This window comes from Crinalium epipsammum PCC 9333, assembly GCF_000317495.1.
GTDB classification, from domain to species: Bacteria; Cyanobacteriota; Cyanobacteriia; order Cyanobacteriales; family PCC-9333; genus Crinalium; species Crinalium epipsammum.
The window spans coordinates 1965884-1986458 of sequence record NC_019753.1; the positions used below are offsets into that span (position 1 = coordinate 1965884).

Genomic DNA, 20575 nt, shown 5'->3' on the forward strand with positions numbered 1-20575 from the left:
TTACATATATTGTTATATCTATATCACTAAATTACCATAGATAATTGTTGGAATTTTTGGTCAAGAATATGTACGTTACTCCTCACCGTCAAAAGCCCAAAAACACTGTTTCCTCGCAGCATAGTAAAGGAAAAACTAGGTCACAGCCACAGGTGGTTGCTATCCCATCTAAAAATCGCAGTAGACGCTTAGAAAACTTGCCTTATTCGCAAGCTTATCCAAACTGGTTAAGAACGTTAATCATGATGCAGCGTAGCTCGGAGATCATGATGTTCTCTCTAGTTACTGTAATGCTGACAATTTATGGTTTGACAGTGTATACCCAGCAGTTGTGGACAAAGGAATATCGAAAACTAGATCACTTGCAACGGCAAGAGCGTCAGATGACAGCAGCAAACGAAGTTCTGAAAAATCAGCTAGCTCAACAAGCAGAAAACCCAGAAACAGGTTTAGTGCCAACAGATCCTGCTAAGACAATTTTTCTTACAGCCGCACCCCAACGCCATCTTCAACAACAACCGACAACAACTAAGGCTGTAGTTTCTCCCCCAAAGCCACCATTAGGTTACTAATTTGCTCTTCTGTTAGCAAATACCATTTAGTTATAAATAAAAGTTATCAATCATTTGTGGAGCTTGATTATGGCCTCCTCTGAACGCTGGAAGCGTAACCGAAGTAAATCCGGGCGCAAGGTTGAAGAATTGCGGGAAGAGCGAAAGACTACGGGTGGGTCTATAAAATCAGTTTTTTTGCTTTCCCCTGTGAGATTATTGCTGGTTTGGGCGGTATTGATATTTGCCACTCTAGGATTGGGGTTCAATTTATATAGGCTGCAAATTGTTACCTCACCTGTGCTATTGAAAAAGGCACGACAGCAGCAGATGGTGTCACTGCGTCCGTTTGTCCCCCGACGTTCAGTTGTCGATCGCAATGGCAACTATTTAGCCACTGATCAGCCTAGCTATACACTGTATGCTCATCCAAAGCTATTTAAAGTCTCTAAACAGGAAGTTGCTAATCAGTTATCTAAAATTATCAATGTCCCTGAAGATGAACTACTGAAAAAGTTTAATCAGAAAAACAGTGGCGTTCGGATAGCTCAGTCACTAAGAGAAGATTTAGCAAATCATATTTCTCGACTCAATAATGATGGCTTGGAGTTAATTGGACAATACTCACGGTTGTATCCACAGCAGGAGTTAGCAGCAGATGTTGTGGGGTACGTCGATAGTAACCACCGGGGACAAGCTGGAGTGGAATATAGTCAATTTAAATTACTAGAACGTGCTGTTCACTCAGTTCGGATCAGTCGCTCTGGTAACGGAGAAATGATGCCTGACTATATGCCAGAAGGATTTTTACATTATGATGATTTACAATTAAAACTCACTATTGACAATCGCCTACAAAGGGCGGCTCGCTCGGCTCTTAAGGAAAAGATTAAGAAGTTTAAAGCCAAGCGCGGTGCTGTGATAGTGATGAATGCTCAGGATGGTTCATTGCTGGCGATGGTGTCAGAGCCAACTTACAACCCTAATGAGTACTCTAAATTTGATCTGGGATTGTTTAAAAACTGGGCACTGGCTGATTTATATGAGCCTGGTTCAACATTTAAGCCAATAAATGTAGCGATCGCACTAGAATCAGGTGCTGTTACACCTGAAACTACATTTAATGATTCAGGTCATATTACCATAGCTGGTTGGCCAATTAAAAACGCTCAGAATAAATCTTATGGTTCAGTAAATATCACACAAATTTTGCAATATTCCAGCAACATTGGCATGGTGCAAATGATGCAACAGTTAAAGCCAGATGTTTACTATAGTTGGCTGCAAAAGCTAGGACTAGGGAATAAGGTTGGTATTGACCTGCCATTTGAATCACCAGGGCAGATGAAAACCAAACAGCAGTTTATGTCTTCCCCAATTGAACCCGCAACTACATCCTTTGGGCAAGGCTTTTCTCTAACACCAATTCAACTGGTAACTTTGCACGCTTCTTTGGCTAATGGCGGTAAAATTGTTACACCTCATGTTGTCCGAGGGCTATTTGATTCTCAAGGTCAAATGTACTTGCAACCAAACTTACCACCACCGCGACCTGTTTTCTCTCCTCAGACTAGCGATACAGTGCTAGAAATGATGGAAAAGGTTGTGAGCAATGGAACTGGAAAACCAGCACAAATCCCTGGATATCGGATTGGTGGTAAAACCGGAACTGCTCAGAAAGCTAGTGCTAGTGGGGGATATGATAGCAGTGCTAAAATTACCAGCTTTGTAGGTATATTGCCAGTAGACTCTGCCCAACGCTATGTAGTTTTAGCTGTAGTCGATAATCCTGAAGGTAATGTTTTTGGTTCAATTGTAGCTGCTCCAATTGTGAAATCGGTAATGGAAGCGATTATTAGCATTGAAGAGATACCGCCGAGTCAAGAACAGCAAACCATGCCAAGTCAACAACAGATACCACTGAGCCAGCCACAGCAACCCCAGGATTAACTCTTTAACACAAAAGATTGCCTTTTACCATTGGGGTGCAGACGCAAGCAAATCTAAAATAAAGTTGGAGGCTAAAGGTTTAGAGAATAAATAACCCTGACCAAAATCACATCCTAAATTACGTAGTATTTCTAACTGTTCTGGAGTTTCTATTCCTTCAGCGATTACCTTCATTTCAATTTTATGAGCAAGGCTAATTACAGTTGAAATCAAGTCTGTTTTTTTGCCGTCTTGTTCTATACTATTGACAAAAGATCTATCTATTTTTAATATATTTACTGGGAATCTATGTAAATAGCCTAAAGAAGAATATCCCGTACCAAAATCGTCAATAGATAAGTCTATTCCGCATTCGCGAAGCTCTTGGAGAATAATTGCTGCTAATTCGCTATTTTCCATGATGGCACTTTCAGTAATCTCTAATTTTAAGTTTTGCGGACTAATTTGAGTGCTTTGCAAAGTTTCGTTTATTATTGTCAGCAAACTGGGATTAGAAAATAAGCGAACTGAAAGATTAACGCTAACTGTAATATCTTCACTAATGAGTTTTTGCTTCTGCCAATTATGTACTTGACTGCAAGCAGTTTGCAAGACCCAAGTGTCTATAAGACTAATCAACCCTGCCTCTTCTGCTACGGGAATAAAATCTCCAGGGGAAACCATCCCCATTGTAGGATGCTGCCAACGCACAAGGGCTTCAAATCCACTAATTTTTCCTGTACATAGACAAACTATTGGTTGATAATAAACAATAAATTCTTGGCGTTCAATTGCTCTTTTTAAATCGTTTTCTAATTGTAATATTTTTAAAGCTTGCTGATGCATTACTGGAGTAAATACGCAATATCTATTCCTGCCTTTTGATTTAGCATGATACATTGCTGTATCGGCATCTCGCAGAACTTCTTGTGGAGTATTATAATTACTATTGCCTAAAGCGATGCCAATACTAGCCGTAGTAAATACCTCAGCCCTAGATAGTTGAAAAGGGGTAACAAGTTCTTGTGAAATTTTATCAGCTATCAATTGAGGATAACTATCATCTGTAAAATCATCTAAAAATATAGCAAATTCATCTCCTCCTAAGCGAGCTAAAACATCATTTTTATTCATCAATACTTGCATTTTTTTGGCAATGGCTATTAATAATTCATCTCCTACCAGATGACCTAAAGAATCATTAATGATTTTAAAGCGATCGCAATCTAAAAATAATACTGCAAACTGATACTCAGAGGCTTCTTTCGTTAGTTTAATTGCCTCCTCTAGCCTTTCCATAAATAAAGTTCGGTTAGCTAATTTAGTGAGTGGATCATGCAAAGATCTATACAATAGTTGCTTTTGAAGTTTCTCCCGTTCCAAAAGCTCTCGATTAAGTTCTTGATTAGCTAATTCTAATTGCAAAGTGCGCTCTTTAACTCTTTGCTCCAATTCTATGTTTAAGTTAAGAATTTTTATTTCCGCTGCTTTTAATGTTAGGTGATTTTTAACCCGAACTAAAATTTCTGCACCCTGAAATGGCTTAGTGATGTAATCAACTCCCCCAAACTCGAAAGCTTTAACTTTATCTAAAACATCATCTATAGCACTCAAAAAAATGACGGGTATGTTGCTTGTTTGCTCATTATTCTTTAACTGTTTACAAACTTCATAGCCGTCCATACCTGGCATCATAATATCCAGCAAAATTAAATCTGGCAATAAATTCTCACAAGCGGTGAGTGCCATTTGCCCATCTAAAGCTTTGCGGACGTTATAGCCTTCTTTGGTAAGAATCGTCGCTAAAAAACGTATGTTATCTGGAGTATCGTCAACGATTAGAATATCTTTTCGAGTAAAATTAAATTCAGCTTGGCTCATTGTATTATTCTGTCAATTGCATGATTTTTTTAAATTGAAAATTATATGCAAGGTCTTTTAGAGCTTCAGCTAAAGGTTGATATTCAGGGGTAATTTGCTCAATTAACTCTAAAATTCTGTCATCACTACCTTGTGCTGCGGCATGATTTAATTGTATCTGCCATTCAGTAGACATTTTTAATAAAAGCAAACGAATATCTGTTGGTGATACGTCTTGGTGTTGCCCTGAGAGAGACTGTGTATCCTCTTTTTCTTGAGCATAAATATAATGGACTTTTAAATGTTCACTGATTTTATCAAATAGAGTTGCTTCGCGGAATGGTTTAGAGACAAAATCATCGCAACCGCAGGCTAAGATAAGTTGGCGATTTTCTTCAAAAGCACTAGCAGTTAAAGCTAATATTTTAGTTGCTTGACCTTGAGGTGTAGCTTTAATTTTTTGAGTGGCAGTAAACCCATCCATTATCGGCATTCGCATATCCATAAAAATTAGCTGTGGTTGCCAGCTTTCCCAGCAATTAACTGCTTCTTGTCCGTTTTCAGCTTGACGAACACTAAAACCGAGGGCTGTTAATAATTTAGCTAACAATAGGCGGCTATCTTTCACATCGTCAACAACTAAAATGCGATATTCGGGTTGATTGGGTGCTAAGGAGAGTACTTTACGTTTTGTTTGTGAGATTTCAATTTTGCTAGCGTCAGCTTCATTAATTTGAATATCAAAACTAAACAAACTACCTGAACCTAACTGGCTGGTAACTCGAATATCTCCTCCCATTAATTGCACATATTTCTGGCTAATGGCTAAACCTAAACCTGTACCTTGTTGAGATTTACGCCCGGTTTCGGTTTGTCTGAAAGGTTCAAAAAGTAAGTTGATTTCTTCTGCAACAATCCCGAAACCAGTATCTTCAACTTCAAAGCCAATTAAACACTGACTGCCATCTATAGAGGCGGTATGTAACATTTTTACACGCAATGTTACGCTACCTGCTTGAGTAAACTTGATGGCATTTCCTAGCAAATTGAGTAAAACTTGGCGCAATTTCCCCTCATCAGTTTGCACGTAACGAGGTAAATCTGAAGCATATTTAAAGAGCAATTGTAATCCTTTAGATTCTGCTCTTAATTGCATCATTTTGTGTAAGCCGTTCAGTAACTCTATTAAATCAAAGCTCTGTTGATTGAGTGTGGTTCTGCCTGCTTCAATTTTAGACATTTCTAAAATGTCATTAATTAGTGCTAATAAGTGTTCGCCAGCCCGATTGATAATGTCGATGTGTTCCTGATTTTCTTGAGATAGGGAATTGTCTCGATTCATAACTTGGGTAAAACCAAGGATGGCATTAAGAGGCGTTCTCAGTTCGTGGCTCATGTTTGCCAAAAATTCTGATTTAGCTCTGTTAGCTGAGTCGGCAGATAATAATGCTTGTTGGAGGGCGACTGATTGTTTTTGAGTTTGCTCAAGTAATTCTGCTTGCTGCAAAGCAACTCCCAACTGATTGCCAATTTGCTCAACAATATTGATTTCTGCCTTTTTCCATTGGCGGGGAGCAGAATTTTGATAAGTTGCTAGCAATCCCCAAAGTTTATTGCGAGTAAAAATCGGGACAATAATATAGGCTCTGGCTTGAAATTGTTCTAGAAGGTTGATGTAACAATCTTTAAACCCACTTTTATATATATCCTCTACAACTCGGTAAGTGGCATTTTGCTCATAAACGTCGCCTTGAATTAGTTGGAGATAAGTATCTTCTACTACGGAACAAGTGGCATGGGCAGTATCTAATGACGCAATATTAAAGTATTTACCAGTACAGCGATCATTCAATAGCGTATTTTTTGGTAATTGTGGATGATCAGCTTTTTCCCGACATAAAGAAACCCATCCACTGGCTACAGACTCAGCGACAAATTCTCCACTCCAGTCAGGATTAAAGCGATAGACAGCAACGCGATCGCAATTAATTACTTGACGCAATTCCGAAGTCGTGGCAGCAAAGATAGATTTAAGATCTAACGTCTGCCGCATTCTTTGAATAGCTTTAGCTAAAGCTATTTCTCGTTCTGCACTTTCTTGTAAGGCTATTTGTGTATGCTTGCGGACAGTTATATCTTCAGAAATACACAATATGTGAGAAATTTTACCTTGCTCAATAACGGGAACTTTTAAAGTCCTTAGAGAAATTTTCCCCCGCGAACGGCTGTCGATTATTTCTTCCGTAACTTCTACGGCTGCTTGTTTCGCTTCTACCTGTAAAGAATAGGAGTGTAAAGAGTCTGTTTGTGCTGTGGGTAATAACTCGTGGATGTTGCGACCGAGGCTTTCTTCTTTTTTTATACCAAATATTTCCTCAGAGGCTTTATTCCAAATTACGAAACGGAAATCATCGTTGATATTTTTGACATATACGGCTAAAGGAAGATTTTCAATAATACTATCTAAAAACTGTCTAGATTTAGTTAATTCTTGTTCTAATTGTTTGCGTTCGGTAATATCTGTATGAGAACCACTCATGCGATAAGGTACGCCAAGTTGGCTGCGGAGTGCGGCTCCCCGCGCTGATATCCATCTATAAGAGCCATCTTTTTGCCGGGTACGAAACTCGACTTCATAAACAGAATTTTTATTTTCTAGGTAGTTATTTAAAACTAACATTACTTGATCGTAGTCATCTGAATGTATGGAGTTTTTCCAAGTATCTAGAGTATTAGCCAGTTCTTCATCTTTATACCCCAACATACTTTTCCAACGGGGGGAAAGATAAACCTGTCCTGTCAGAAGTTCCCAGTCCCAAATGCCAACATCTGCACCCTCAACAGCTAAAGCAAATCGCGCTTCACTTTCCCGTAATGCTTCTTGCGCTTTTTTGCCTTCTGTGATATTAGTGAAAGTGCAAACAATGCGCTCTAAATTGTTATTTTCAGATAGGTGCGGATCAACATTTAACAGCAGCCACATTATGTCTTGTACGGAATGACGAAAAATTCCAATAGTGCGGTTGCGTATTGGTAGTTTTTGAGCGATCGCTTCTCTAATAGGATCTTTCTCTTTGGCAATTAGTATGCCACTTTCGTCTACTAACTGCCAAGGAAATGCAAAAAAATTCGTTTCTTCTAAATCTATATCTGTAAGTAACAACATTTCGCTAGCAACTTTGTTACTTAAAATAATTGTGCCGTCAGATTCTAAAAGAAATACACCAATAGGCATTTCTCTAATTAACAACCGAAATTGCTTTTCGCTTTCTTCTAATGCTTCTTGTCGTACTAAGTGAGTGGAATGACGACGATCTAATAATGAGGTAATTAAAGTACCGATAAGAATAAAAACAGTCGCAATACCGATTTGAATTGCTAACCAAGAATTGTCTGTTTGTTTGGTAGTTGTAAGGATAAATTGTGGTGTTTGCATGAAGCAAGTTGCCCACATTCCGGTGTAGTGCATCCCGTTGATTGCCAATCCCATTAGCACTGCACTACAGAGTTTTAACCAGTTAAAACCGGATTTGCCGGGATTGCGGAAGCGAAACGCCAACCACAAGGCGGTAGAGGAAGCGACAATCGCAATTATCACTGACAAAGCTACGCGCCATAAATTATAGTTCGTCGTTGTTCCTGGCACTTGCATTCCTGCCATACCTAAATAGTGCATGGAGGCGATGCCTAATCCCATCACAGAACCACCGCCAAACAACACCATAAAATTAAGTTTTGGGCGGCTGAATAACAACAGTGCTAGTCCAGAAGCGACAATAGCATCAAAACACGAAAGCAAAGTGATAGTTACGTTATAGTTCACCAGCACAGGGAGCTTGAAAGCTAGCATGGCGATGAAGTGCATCGACCAAATACCTGTTCCCATTGCTACAGCACCGCCCACGATCCAGAGGATGCGCGATCGTAATGACGATACAGGAGTGACTCGCCCTGCCAAGTCTAGTGCAGTATAAGAAGCGATGACAGCAATGATGAATGAGAAGCCTACCAGAAGGGGTTCGTAAGTGCCAGAAATCATTTTAATTTATGAAAAAACTTACTACTATGAGCGAATCACATTTTTATTTTTCCTCACCAAACCATTATAAAATTTGATATATAACTTGGGCTGTTTGTCAAAAATGCGGATTTGCTAGAAACTAAACGTAGTTCTAACTGTGCCAATCACAATATCCTGATTAGCATTATTGTGATCGGGAGCAGTCAGCCAGATAATCCCAGGTGTAACTGCGATATTATCGGTTAGTTGATATTGGTAAAATCCTTCAATATGCAGTGAAGTATCTGGATCTTTACTTAATCCTAATGTAGATATCGCGCCACTAACACGAGTAAGTTTAGGCTCCATCCCTACAATTATCCCTGCAAAGCTACCCTCCTTACCCAAATCAGGAAAGCCTAGAGTAACTGCATAATTCCAAATCCCTAAATCTCCTCCGAGTGACGCGCTTTGTTCAGCAGAAGGTAGAGTGCGCGTGGTAGTGTAGCCAGCCCACCCACCTAAGATAAATTTAGGGCTAAGTTTTAGTGATGCCTGTACACCATAAGCATTACTAGAGGTTGCCAAATTTCCGTCTGGAATTAAGTCTAAAAAACTTTGATCTAAGCGTAAACCATCTGGATTATCCGATAAAGCAGAGCGCAAATTAGCACGATTACTACCAGCAGTTAGATCGTTATTGTAAGCATTCAGGTAAGTTAAGCCAACAGTTAAATTTTCTCTTGGCTTGATAGTTAACTGTCCTATAGCCCCGTATGGTCCATTAAACAAACCACCGCCTGATGTCGAGTTAGCTGGATCAGTTGCTAAATACCCTAAGCTCAATTCTAAATTCTCGTTAAATACGTGCCTCACCGCTAAACCAGCACCGCCAGTTAAGGCATAAATTGGATTACGAGTACCAAAGTTAGAAAGTGCGCCACTATCGCCATCACCATCAAAGCCAGGGTTGACAGTATCAGTAAAGTCATCAGCCGCGCCAGCATTAGCTTCAATGATTACAGTTGTTTTCTCACCGACAGGGAAACTATACAATAGGGCATCAACGGCAGCAGTAGTATCACTTTCGGTGCCAAAAGTTCCAGCCGTAAATCTGAGATCGCCTTCAGGTGTAAATGTAGTTGTTCCAGATAATGAGGGTAGGTTAGCTATCTGAAATCTTGTTCTAAGTAAGTCTTTACCCGTAAAGCTAGTATCAAAGTCTAAACGAGTCCGAGTTCCTAATACAGGTACTTGGTCTATTTTTTCCCCTAGAGCATTTTCTCCTGCTGCTACACCTGCAAGCCCAAAGATTACTGTTCCATTTAGCTTAGTTGTAGTTGAAAACTGACGCTGTTCTATAAATGTAGTACGACCTTCTAAGCTATCTAAGCGCGTCCCTAAAGTTGTCAGTTCAGTTCTAAACTCTTGAGTTAGCCGTTGTACTACCTGAATGTCATTGTTGCTTATCCCATTTGTTGTATTAGGGCGAGCAATCAAGCTTTCTAGCTGTTGAAAACAAGCATTCAAACCAGCAGCAAATTCATAGCGCGACAGTGCGCGGCTACCACGATAAGCACCATCAGGGTATCTCTGCAAACATTTGTATCTTTCTGCAAGGTTCCTGAGAGCTTCATAAGCCCAGTCTGTCGGTCGGACATCGCTTAACTCGGAAACATTTGTTACGGGAAGTGTAGGAGCATCAGCATTGTTAGGAAGATTTTGCGACAAGATATCTGTAGAAGCCTTAAGATTAGGTTGCTCTACAACTGTTCCTGGGTTGTTAGTTGTCGGTTGAGAAGTAATTTCAGCCGCATTAGCAAAGCTATCCACAGGAATCACACTAGCTGCTGAAACAAGCAGAAATATTCCCAAACTAGCTGGGCTATCCAGCAGGAAATTCCACATTTTAGACACAATCATTTTCCTCACACCAATATCAGCTTTTTTAGAACTTACTCGCTGGTTTTATTAAGAATGAGATCCATTCTTAATAAGCTACGCTAAATTACTCAATATTTGAATAATTTGTCAAGTATTTCATGAATTAACTCTGGAAGGAGTTAAAGGTGAACGAAAACCCTGCATCCTTTCTGACGCAAGATCTACAGGTAGTTTTATCAATATTTTTTTGTGCCGACAAACTCAATTAGAGACTGTCCCTGGCATTAAAGCAATGCCCAGAGAGGGCATTTTCCTTAGCAGGATATGAACAAAGTTCAAGCCCAAACAAGCTTTAAATTAGCGATTGTGTGATATAAATACGTCGCTATTCCCATAAAGCCAAGCAACAAAACGAATTAAATTAGTTAAATATAAACAAAAAACCTGCCTCCTCTCTGAAGAAAGAATTACAGGTATTTTTAGATAAAAATTTGCTGTGTATTTTTAATTAAGTTTTATATTTAGTCCTTCTCGTCTATATGTTCTGCAACAGACATATAAAGCTGGAAGACATGATCATCTTGCAAGCGATAAAAAACTTTACGCCCTTGTTTCCTATAGCCCACGAGTCGCATAGCTTTCAAGCACCGCATTTGGTGGGAAACAGCCGACTCGCTCATCTCCAGCATCGCAGCTAAGTCGCAGACACAAAGCTCCTTGAGCGCCAACACCGAAACTATCCGCAGACGATTAGGATCTCCTAACAGACTAAAAAACTCTGCCATGCGCTGAGATTTTTCTACGCTAAGAATCTGCTGTTTGAGAGGTTTGCACTCATCAAGGTCAATCGGATGTGGCGGATGACAATTGAGATTTTCTGCTTTCTGAGGGGAATGGGTTACAAATTCATCAGATGAAAGTTTAGCCGACATTTAATTTCTAAACTTGACAGTACTAAGCTAATACAATTTCCACAACTTCGCTCAATGCAGCAAACAACCCTGCCCAAACTTACGCAGTTGAGGGCAGGGTGTGTCATCTTAGCTGCATCCACAGCCACTATGACCGCAGCCTTCCCCATCGGCATGACCATTAGCACAGGGTTGGCTACAGTAGTACTTTTCATCCTTTTCAATGGCTTCACCAATGTTAACAACGCACAGGCAGGAATCGCAGGCGCATTTCATTGAGGTTACGGTAGTCATAATTTTTTCCTAATCAGTTCTTTTTATTACTATAACATCTGAACAGATATTCATGTATTTTTTCATCTAATCTGCTACAGTCGTCTCACCGTAACCATTCTGATAGGTGCGACTGAATATATTTAGCAAATTAGTCAAAAAAGCTTGCCAATACCAGTTAAATTTGTTAAGTTAGTTAAGGATAAAAAACACAAGCCCGGATAGCTCAGTTGGTAGAGCAGAGGACTGAAAATCCTCGTGTCGGCAGTTCAATTCTGCCTCCAGGCATCAAAATAATATCTTAAACCCCTGATTCCGTAATGGTTTCAGGGGTTTAAGCTTTTTGCGCTGCGCTTTTAGCTATTGGGGTAAATTTGGGGTAAAAAGCTTATTAGAATCTGTGTTTGAGTATGAATTGAGTATTTAGGTAAAAGTTGGGACTTTAGCTGTAGAAGCAATTCCAGCGTAATGTTGGTAAATTGTCTTGGGGCTATTGCCTACCCAGTTAGCGACCTGCTGAACTGTTACGCATCTTTCTAGGCACAGAGTAATAAATGTATGCCTAGTGTTGTACTGAGAGCGATAAACAATCGGTAGTGGTTCTAGGATGGTTTTCCAGGCACGCTCTAAAAAATTATGCGGGTCGATCACCTTGCCTTCTGGCGACGGGAAAACTAGCGCGTCTGGATTTTCTATCCAACTTGGCATGATTTCAAGTAGTAGTTTTCTCAGAGTCTCGTTAACGGGAAATTTTCTAGTTTTGCCAGTTTTGGTAGTTTTAGTTTTTTTGAGTACGATCGCTTGGCTAAAACCCACATTCCGCACTTCATTTTGTAATACATAGGATTACATAATTAAAGCAAAAGATGCTTATACCGTTTTGAGTATAAATACTTAAAGAAATAGTAAAAAATACTTAAGAAAAGGAACACAAAGGTGATTAAATGCCAGAATAAAAACTAAATCCAAAAAAACTACTGAAAAAATGATGCTTCAAAAAGAAGAAATTGAAATTAAAAATATAGATCATTTGGGAATAGTAGCCGGAATAGTTGATGACTTAGGGCTAGTTGAAAAAATTAATAAAATAGTGGGAGTTGATAGTAGGGAAAAAATAAGTACAGGTCAGGTAGTTAAAGCAATTATTTTAAATGGTCTTGGTTTTGTGTCTAGACCTTTATATCTATTTTCACAGTTTTTTGAAGATAAAGCTATAGAACATTTACTAGGGAAGGAAATCAAAGCAGAAGATTTAAATGATGATAAATTGGGCAGAACAATGGATAAATTATATCGAGTGGGATTAAGTGAACTATTCTTATTGATTGCTTTAGATACCATTAAAAAATATCAAATAACGACTAAATATTCGCATTTAGATTCTACTTCACTACATTTACATGGAGAATATCAAGCCGATAATCCAAAAAAAGAAAAAGGAATAATTAAAGAGAACCCGATTTACATAACTCAAGGATACTCGCGTGACCATAGACCAGATTTAAAACAATGCGTAATGGATTTAATAGTAAGTAGTGATGGAGATGTACCTTTATTTTTTCGAGCAGGAGATGGCAATGAATCAGATAAAGCAGTGTTTGGCAAAATTTTATTGGAGTTTAAAAAACAAATAGATTTTGAAAGTATTATGGTATGTGATAGTGCCTTGTACAGTCAAAATAACTTAAAGTTAATTGCCAACTTGAAATGGATAAGCCGAGTACCTTTTTCTCTAAAGCTAGCTAAAAGTTTAGTTCAAAGTGTCACCAGTTCACAATTAGAAAAAAGCTCACAGGAAGGATATAGCTATTGTGAGCAAAAAGTTAGCTATGGAGGGATAGAGCAAAGATGGTTAATCGTAGAAAGTGCTGAAAGAAAAAATCCGATTTAGACAAGCTGAACCGCCAGATTGAACAAGAAGCAAAAAGTGCAGCGACAGAAGTGGCTAAATTACTCAAGGTAGAATTTAGTCAAACTGGAGAAGCGAAATTAAAATACCAAGAATTTAATCAACAGTTTAAATATTATCAAATTGAAAAATTTAAAATTCTTAAAGCCTGTAACAAACTAGGTAAAACAATTTACAAAATTCAGGCTGAACTAACTCAAAATTTTGACTATATTGTCAGTTATAAGCAACAAGCAGGTAGATTTATTTTAGCTACAAACTGTCTGGATGACAAACAGTTAAGCACATCCGAAATTCTGAGTGTCTATAAACAACAACAATCCTGTGAGCGAGGTTTTAGATTTATCAAAGATCCTTTATTCTTCGCGGATAGTCTCTTTGTCAAAAATCCTGAAAGAGTCGAGACAATGATGATGCTGATGGGATTATGTCTCTTAGTTTATAGCATTGGGCAAAGACAATTACGTTTAAGTTTGCTCTCTTCAAAAACAAAAGTCAAAAATCAGTTAGGTAAATTAACAAATAATCCTACATTAAGATGGATATTTCAATGTTTTCAAGGTATTCATGTTCTAGTTCTTCAAGGCGTTAAACAAATTATTAATTTAACTAAAGAACGCCAGCTATTTTTGCAGTTTCTCCCTGCTCATTGTCAAAAATATTATTTTAGTTCATAAGTATTTAATTGGAACAACACTCAATCAATATTGAGAGACAATTAATCTTAAATATTTTAACTTTTACAGTTAGCTTTTTTAGGAAACGAAAAAGCTCTAACTTTCTTTTTGCCAAAATTTGTATTTTTCATTTTTATAATTGCTAACCTGATTGCTTCATCCTTCTAGCTTTGTGTAATTTCAAAAGTTACAAGTTGAAGTGCGGAATGTGGGCTAAAAGTAATGGTATTGAGGTCGGTGCTAATTTGTCGCCAAGTGAGTGCGATCGCTTCCGATGTTCTGCAACCTGTTAAAAATAGAAACTTCACAAACGGAGCATAGTATCTGTAGTAACGGTTGATTTCAAATGCAGTGATGATCGTCTGCATCTCTGCTTCTGTGAACGGATTAATGCCTTTACTTTTAACCGATTGTAATTTGGGGAGCTTCATAAATGGGTTGAGTGGGATTAACTCTTGTTCTTCTGCCCATTCACAGCAAGCGCGAATTTGGATCAAACAACGCCGTGCCGCATCTGGTGAGAGTGAGTTAACTAAGTGGCGTTTGATAATTTTCGCGTGATTTAAGTCTTGGGTCGGCAACGCTGAGATGTGGTTAGCAGTTTTCTTGAAGTCTTTGGTAATGGTAGCGTGTGCCAAACTTCTGGCTTTAAATTCTGTATATTTACTCCAAAGTTCATTGAGCAGAGGAAGTCCTGGTATAGCGTCAGGGGCATAAGGTTTATATTTGATGAGCGTTTGGTCAAATCTTCCAAATACAATATCTGATTCAATTTCCTTGGCGCGGGCTTCTGCTACTTTTCGATTTTCTTTGGTGTCAGAGAGGGATAGTGCAATGCGTTTCTGCTCTCCATTGAACACATGACGAGGTAGCCGCAGCCGTAACCAACCCTGCACTGATTCGACGGTAACACTGCCTTTAGGTTGTCTCATCGGTTGCTTCCACCCACCTTACTCTTTCTCCTACTCCCTCGCACTCTTGGCAATCTGCATCATCGAATAGCGAATACATAGTAGTTGCCTTGCCAGTGCCATCGCAGCTAGGGCATTTTTCAATAATCCGCTTATTCTTCATATTCATATTCAGTTTCATCAAACGTTTCTCCTGAGCCATAACAGTCAGGGCAGGTTTCAGTTAGTGGAATATTGAAACTGCCAGCATCTTCCGAATAAAACTCTTCAACAGTTCCCACACCTTCACAGCGATCGCAAATCATTTGATCTTTTTAACCTCGTTTACATAAGCTTGTGTAGCCGAGTGTGGGAGAGCTTTGGGGAGGCTTTCAATAATGAATCCGACTACCCATGTCGCCTGAACTCTGGTGCATTTATGCTGATTTACAATGTGTGTAACTAAGTCGGCAAGATGTTTGCCAGCTACTTCTGAAGCAACTTGCAATTCAAATTGCGCTGCTATTTGTCCTGGTACTTTTTTCATGTGTACAACAGTTGTTTGACAGTGTTAGACAGTTAATAAAATGGCGATCGCACTCCTCACACGACCGCCTACATCTAGGAAAAACGTAGCTGCGGTAAGTTATTAGTTGTTGCTAAATTCAATCCATGAAAGCCAAATGGCTTGTTATTACAATTGTTTTAGTCGCTATCCTCCTGGCGATTGTCAATAATAAAAAGCAATCCAATAACTCTGCTAGTTCCACTTCTGAAGAATCTTCAGGCTTTTCGCCTGACGAGAGCCTAGCGGTACTTGACACCAAACAAAGACCGCCTGACCCAAGAGATGTCCAACGTTATACAAAAGTGTTGGATCAGTTAGAGGGAAAGTGCGACGAAAGCAGGAAGGAAATTGCAGCATTCGCTTTTTCAGTGACAAAAAGCAGTCAGTCTGCTGGTTTCAAAACAGACAATTTAGATTCACTAAAATCTATTTTGTCTATGACCGATGGGTTTGAACGTGGGCGAGGTAGCTGCTACGAGATAGCCAAGATGTTTAAAGAAACAGACAAGGAGAGCAAGCAGCAGGCAGGTGAAGATGAAGCAGAGCAGAGAGAGGAAGCAGAAGCCCAGGAGCGGCAACGCCTAAGAGAACAAGGAGGAAGTCAGAACTAGACACAAACTGGGCTTCTATTGTTAATCCATGAAAGGTATCTCAGCGTACGAGATACCTTTTCCTTTAATTTGATAACGTGATAGTTGTGCCTCCCTGGTTAGTGGGTTGGTTCGTTAGGAAAAGGGCAGTATTACTAGCAGGTGCATTGCGTATAACTGGTACTGCCCCAAAAAGTTGAAACCTATTTAGCTGACAAAGCTTCTCTATTAGCTTCATTCTCTTTGTCGATAGGGATACCTGTTAGATCAATTCCCAATCGCTCAAACAAAGTTCTCAAAGGAATCTTACATAACCTGCAAATCGCCCCTATTTGCTCCAGAGAAAGCTTTATTTCTACTGGCTCAGACTTCATTAAGCGGTAATAGGTAGACCTTGAAAATCCGCAGCGAAAGATGAATTCGTCTTGGGTGTAATCAGTGAATTCAATCCTTAGTATTTCCAAGAATGAATCAGTCTCCTCTAAACTCTTTCTTCTTTTCATAGTACCATATTAGAGACGAGTTTTAGCACTTCAACTTGACACATTAAATTTAAAGTGCCAAAATGGAACATAGGAGGGTAAACAAAACCTAGATAGCCATGCCAAGGAAAAGTTGGCTACCGACAGTTTTTTAAATTGTCCTCATCTCTTAGTTTCTCAGAGTCGAAAAAATAGGTGCATAAGTCGTCGCGACCGCAGCACCCTTTGACAAAAACATCTACTCCTAACGAAACAAACAACTAACCGGATCGCCAATCTGGAATCAACTCCAGAAGCACATTTGTACTACTAGGAGATACCTATAGCCAATTAACTCTCATCTGTTTTCTAAGCTTCTTCCAATTAGCGATCGCATTTTTGCCGTGTGCGATCGCACTTCCTAAAAATTATCTGTTGATAGCGCGTAAGTCGTAGCGTCGTAGCCTACCAGATAACTAATCGCTGACCACTAATAACCAAAATGCGATCGCCTATGAAAAACCTAATTCTCGTCGCACTGTTAATGCTTTTTATCCCTCACAGAGGAACCGGAAGAAAAAATGTCCCTATATATGGAGGAAACATTGCCACACACAGATCTGATTTACAAAAACCATTACATCTGGGTAAAGCCCAACCCTGACGGAGCCGGATTCATACCTTACTGGCAGGAGGTAGAAGAAAATCTTGGCTGTCGCAGTAGAACTATTGAACCGTTTTTGTCAGAAGAACCTGCGCTTCGTGCCGCTAAAGCTCGTATAAATTCCAGCATAAAAGCCCGTCAGAAACTCCAGCAAACTACCGCTAAAAGGACAGCACGAACAATCAAAGAAGGACTATTTACCAAGAATCAAAGAAACAGGAAAACATTTAACTACAACCATCTGAAAACATTATGAAAATCACAACCATTGGTTATGGCACAACCCGAAATATCGGCAATTATGAAAACTGCAAAGTTTATCTAGAAGCTGAAGTTAACGAAGGTGAGAATGTTGATGAAGTTCTTTCGGCATTACGGCATCAAGCAGACGCATACGCCCATCAACATAAAGAAGTCCAAAGATTAGAAACCAAAAAGAATCGGCTGTCTGACGATATTGAGACATATATGCGGAAGATTCGTAGTGCGAATACAGCCTTCAAAAGACTACGCCAACAATGGGAAAAGACTACCGCGTTTTTAGAACATCACGGAATAAAGATTGTAGACGAGTTCCCTCACAATCCCTCTTTGTACCTTATGACCGAAAAACTACTAGGAGAAACCGACACAGAGAATACAGAAAAGGGAGGAGAAGTCTTAGACGACATCCCTTTTAATGACGAACCTGACAACGAGTCAGACGAACCAGACATAGACCCAGAAAGGTTAGCCGCCTACGAAGATATGCTCCTACACGGTAGACAGTAAATAGCAGAGCAATCTAACCCAATACTAGATTGCTCTTAACTCAGGAGGGAAAATGAAACTTAAAACAGATGATTTTCAGATTGTAATTAAAGATTTTATAGGCGGTCAAGTCAGCGACATTCTCAAAAGCTTTTTAAGTTCTTGTCATTTTGGGGTATACACCAACGAAGAAACAAAAGATAAATGCTGGTGTATTTTAGCACCATCATTTGAGGTAGCAGAAGCCTTGGACAGCTTAACTAGCTGGAGAGGCTACACACTACTTGCAAAGCTTAAAATTAGCAAAATTTGTATCTATTACAACAGTGGTACAGAATTTCCTGAACTATCAGGAGTATGGGAGGTGCATGATGTTTGCATATAAGAATTTATCAGAGAAAGAATTAAATTTCGTCGCAGCAAATAGGCTACTACCTCCCCAAAATGTCGAGATAGAGGAAGGCATACTAGGGGGAATACTACTCGATCCAGAAGCCATAGATCGAGTGACTGATATTCTCGTACCAGAAGCTTTTTATGTCCCAGCACATCAACACATTTATAAGGCAGCGCTAGAGCTTAACAACCAAGGCAAACCCAAAGATTTAATAAACGTTAGTGCATGGTTGAAAGAAGCAGGATTACTAGAAACAGTTGGTGGATTAAATAAATTAGTCCAACTAGTAGAACGCACTGTTAGCGCCGTCAACGTTGACGCTCTAGCAGTGAAAGTTATTGAACATTACGTTCAGCGAAATTTAATCCACTTAGGCAACAGGATTCAAAGTTTAGGATATGAAAGCAATGCCCCACTAACGGATGTACTCGCTCAGGTAGAGGAAGAAACATTAAGGCTAACCTCTCTGAGAGATAAGGCAAATATTTCTTATCAAAAAGCACAGTCTCAAATTGAACTGGAAATATTAACCAGAGATATTGAACGAGTAGAAAAACTTGAAAGTCCATTTATGAAAAAACTTGAGACTAAAAATCTCATGAAAAAATGGGGCTTAAAGTCAGAAAAGGAATTTTTGGATTTGCACGCTCGATGGCTGGAAGCCTCCAATAAAAAGCGGTCATACTCTCTTGATGAGTACTTGCAGATGCACGGCGGTAAATCTGTAAATTGGTTATTAGATGGCTGGATACCTGAAAAATCAATAACTGTAATCCATAGCTTAGGCGGCACTGGTAAAACAACTTTAATCAATACCCTAGCCAAATCATTAATCACTGGAACCGATTGGAGTAAGTACGAAGTCAGCCGACCCGTCAAAATTTTATGGGTGCAAACAGATCAAGGACCGACTGTCACAAATTTATTGTTAGACCGTCAAGGATTTTTCGCGTTATCGTCTACCGAGAAAGATCGTCAACGAATTTTAGATGATTGGTACGTTGAAGAATATGCAGTCCTGGAGCGAGAGTTGGATGAACATCAATATGATCTGGTCATCATTGACAGCTTGACATCTGTATCCAGTAATTTAATTTTTAGAGAAAACGATCAGGAGTTTGCTAGACCACTAGCCAGATTACGACATATTGCCAACAAGAAAAACTGCGCCTTCCTCATCCTGCACCATTCTGGCAAGGGAGGTGACATGAGGGGAACTACAGCTATTTACAACGCAGCCGATCAAGTTTGGAAGATGGAGCGCGTTCTCTCCTCTGATAAAACGGCGGCAAACCTCACTATTGAAAAATCACGCTTCAGAGAAGACAAGAAAATTTATCGCTTGAATTTTGATACAGAAGATAGCGTCTGGATTGCGGAGGGTCAAGTTGTTGGTAGTGGAGAGTCAGAAACCATTGAGGAAACCGTCAGTCCAGCATTGAAATCAATATTACAATTCCTGAAAACTCACCAGGGCGTAGGTTTTGAGAGGGAAGAATTATCGCACCGTTTAAGTATCAACGACAATTCCTGTAAGCGGCTTTTAGGTGATGGAGTAAGGCAAGGTTTGATTAACTCCTTCAAGGGAGCGCGGCAACGTGCCGTTTACTATTTAGGGCAGCTTAACCTTGATCAGCCGGATCAGCCAGATCAGAGCGGATCAGAATTTTCTGATCCGCTCGAAACCGTTGATATACAAGCGGTAGAACCCTGTTACGAAGCACCGGATCAGCCGGATCAGCAAAATACGATCAATGTATCAGATCAACCTCAAAAAACCTCTGATCCGTCTGATCCGTCTGATCCGTCTGATCCGCCTGATCCGCCTGATCCAGAAGATGAGGAGACACCAGCACTCAAAAAAGGTGATCGCGTAATTGACCTACACAGTAAAAAACTAGGATTCGTAAAAAATGTTGAGAGACGGCATCACAAGGGAACATTCAAGAAAGATGCTGATTACATAACAACTAAAGTTGCAGTGGACTATGGCAACTACACAGACCTAACCGACGCGGATCTTCTCAGATTAGCTGCACCATATCTATATAAATATCTAAAACCAGGAAAAACCCTTCAGGCTTTGAAGCACGAAGACCACAAAGGATTTATCCGTAAAAAAGGGAGTGTTGTAGGAACTATTAGAAACTTGGCTGAAAAAAATGGGAAGTATTACGCGACTGTCGAAACAGATAATGGGCTTGAGCAGTACAACCTGGAAGCTGTGGAGGTGCTGGACTAGGGAGTGCGATTGCCGGTTC

Annotated in this window: 18 protein-coding genes, 1 tRNA gene and 1 pseudogene; 9 read left to right on the plus strand and 11 right to left on the minus strand. The window is 39.6% G+C overall.

Annotated elements, in window-relative coordinates; translation table 11 throughout:
• Positions 1–68: 68 nt before the first annotated feature.
• Both CRI9333_RS08345 and CRI9333_RS08350 read left to right on the plus strand, forming a co-directional pair.
• On the plus strand, positions 69–572 hold the full coding sequence (locus CRI9333_RS08345) for a hypothetical protein (protein ID WP_015202727.1): 504 nt from the start codon (positions 69–71) through the stop codon (positions 570–572).
• Positions 573–641: 69 nt separating this feature from the next.
• Positions 642–2501 (plus strand): peptidoglycan D,D-transpeptidase FtsI family protein, encoded by a 1860-nt coding sequence (locus tag CRI9333_RS08350; protein ID WP_015202728.1) that lies wholly within the window; start codon positions 642–644, stop codon positions 2499–2501.
• A 24-nt stretch (positions 2502–2525) separates the two neighbouring features.
• Here CRI9333_RS08350 and CRI9333_RS08355 read toward each other — a convergent pair whose 3' ends face one another.
• The 5 genes from CRI9333_RS08355 to CRI9333_RS25620 all read right to left on the minus strand — a co-directional run bounded on the left by CRI9333_RS08355 (position 2526) and on the right by CRI9333_RS25620 (position 11429).
• Positions 2526–4361 (minus strand): two-component system response regulator, encoded by a 1836-nt coding sequence (locus CRI9333_RS08355; RefSeq protein WP_015202729.1) that lies wholly within the window; start codon positions 4359–4361, stop codon positions 2526–2528.
• 4 nt (positions 4362–4365) lie between these two features.
• Positions 4366–8379 carry an MHYT domain-containing protein gene (locus CRI9333_RS08360; RefSeq protein WP_015202730.1) on the minus strand — a complete coding sequence of 1338 codons (4014 nt, stop codon included), beginning with the start codon at positions 8377–8379 and terminating at the stop codon, positions 4366–4368.
• A gap of 114 nt (positions 8380–8493) precedes the next feature.
• The gene (locus tag CRI9333_RS08365) at positions 8494–10263 is read right to left on the minus strand and encodes an iron uptake porin (protein WP_015202731.1); all 1770 of its coding nucleotides are present in this window, start codon (positions 10261–10263) and stop codon (positions 8494–8496) included.
• A gap of 482 nt (positions 10264–10745) precedes the next feature.
• Positions 10746–11156 (minus strand): ArsR/SmtB family transcription factor, encoded by a 411-nt coding sequence (locus CRI9333_RS08370; RefSeq protein WP_015202732.1) that lies wholly within the window; start codon positions 11154–11156, stop codon positions 10746–10748.
• A 108-nt stretch (positions 11157–11264) separates the two neighbouring features.
• Complete coding sequence (locus CRI9333_RS25620) at positions 11265–11429, minus strand: metallothionein (RefSeq protein ID WP_015202733.1); 165 nt, start codon at positions 11427–11429, stop codon at positions 11265–11267.
• A 194-nt stretch (positions 11430–11623) separates the two neighbouring features.
• On the opposite strand from CRI9333_RS25620, the gene CRI9333_RS08380 reads away from it, so the two are divergent.
• Positions 11624–11696: transfer RNA gene (locus CRI9333_RS08380), tRNA-Phe, on the plus strand.
• A gap of 135 nt (positions 11697–11831) precedes the next feature.
• On the opposite strand, the gene CRI9333_RS08385 is transcribed toward CRI9333_RS08380, so the two are convergent.
• Positions 11832–12224 (minus strand): hypothetical protein, encoded by a 393-nt coding sequence (locus CRI9333_RS08385; RefSeq protein ID WP_157462293.1) that lies wholly within the window; start codon positions 12222–12224, stop codon positions 11832–11834.
• A gap of 172 nt (positions 12225–12396) precedes the next feature.
• On the opposite strand from CRI9333_RS08385, the pseudogene CRI9333_RS08390 reads away from it, so the two are divergent.
• Positions 12397–13994: pseudogene (locus CRI9333_RS08390) on the plus strand (IS1634 family transposase).
• A 164-nt stretch (positions 13995–14158) separates the two neighbouring features.
• On the opposite strand, the gene CRI9333_RS08395 reads toward CRI9333_RS08390, so the two are convergent.
• From CRI9333_RS08395 to CRI9333_RS08400, 4 genes are read right to left on the minus strand one after another with little or no spacing between them, the layout of a single operon-like run.
• Entirely contained in the window at positions 14159–14926 is a 768-nt protein-coding gene (locus CRI9333_RS08395) for an Arm DNA-binding domain-containing protein (RefSeq protein ID WP_051035357.1), read from the minus strand.
• A complete protein-coding gene (locus CRI9333_RS26650; protein WP_198013631.1) occupies positions 14913–15086 on the minus strand; it encodes a hypothetical protein in 174 nt (57 codons plus the stop codon). The genes CRI9333_RS08395 and CRI9333_RS26650 overlap by 14 nt, the downstream gene beginning before the upstream one ends.
• Positions 15058–15210, minus strand: a complete 153-nt coding sequence (locus CRI9333_RS26655) for a hypothetical protein (RefSeq protein WP_015202735.1) — start codon at positions 15208–15210, stop codon at positions 15058–15060. The genes CRI9333_RS26650 and CRI9333_RS26655 overlap by 29 nt, the downstream gene beginning before the upstream one ends.
• Entirely contained in the window at positions 15207–15431 is a 225-nt protein-coding gene (locus tag CRI9333_RS08400; protein ID WP_015202736.1) for a hypothetical protein, read from the minus strand. The genes CRI9333_RS26655 and CRI9333_RS08400 overlap by 4 nt, the downstream gene beginning before the upstream one ends.
• 125 nt (positions 15432–15556) lie before the next feature.
• Here CRI9333_RS08400 and CRI9333_RS08405 point away from each other — a divergent pair, with 125 nt between their 5' ends.
• Entirely contained in the window at positions 15557–16063 is a 507-nt protein-coding gene (locus CRI9333_RS08405; RefSeq protein WP_015202737.1) for a hypothetical protein, read from the plus strand.
• A 182-nt stretch (positions 16064–16245) separates the two neighbouring features.
• Here the strand turns inward: CRI9333_RS08405 and CRI9333_RS08410 are convergent, their stop codons facing one another.
• Positions 16246–16545 carry a hypothetical protein gene (locus tag CRI9333_RS08410; protein WP_015202738.1) on the minus strand — a complete coding sequence of 100 codons (300 nt, stop codon included), beginning with the start codon at positions 16543–16545 and terminating at the stop codon, positions 16246–16248.
• 539 nt (positions 16546–17084) lie between these two features.
• On the opposite strand from CRI9333_RS08410, the gene CRI9333_RS08415 reads away from it, so the two are divergent.
• The 4 genes from CRI9333_RS08415 to CRI9333_RS24830 are packed head-to-tail and all read left to right on the plus strand — an operon-like array spanning position 17085 to position 20556.
• Positions 17085–17423, plus strand: coding sequence for a hypothetical protein (locus CRI9333_RS08415; protein WP_015202739.1), 339 nt, complete (start codon positions 17085–17087; stop codon positions 17421–17423).
• Positions 17420–17938 (plus strand): hypothetical protein, encoded by a 519-nt coding sequence (locus CRI9333_RS08420; protein ID WP_015202740.1) that lies wholly within the window; start codon positions 17420–17422, stop codon positions 17936–17938. The genes CRI9333_RS08415 and CRI9333_RS08420 overlap by 4 nt, the downstream gene beginning before the upstream one ends.
• Before the next feature lie 52 nt (positions 17939–17990).
• Positions 17991–18302 (plus strand): hypothetical protein, encoded by a 312-nt coding sequence (locus tag CRI9333_RS08425; protein WP_015202741.1) that lies wholly within the window; start codon positions 17991–17993, stop codon positions 18300–18302.
• Positions 18289–20556 carry an AAA family ATPase gene (locus CRI9333_RS24830; RefSeq protein WP_015202742.1) on the plus strand — a complete coding sequence of 756 codons (2268 nt, stop codon included), beginning with the start codon at positions 18289–18291 and terminating at the stop codon, positions 20554–20556. The genes CRI9333_RS08425 and CRI9333_RS24830 overlap by 14 nt, the downstream gene beginning before the upstream one ends.
• Positions 20557–20575 lie beyond the last annotated feature (19 nt).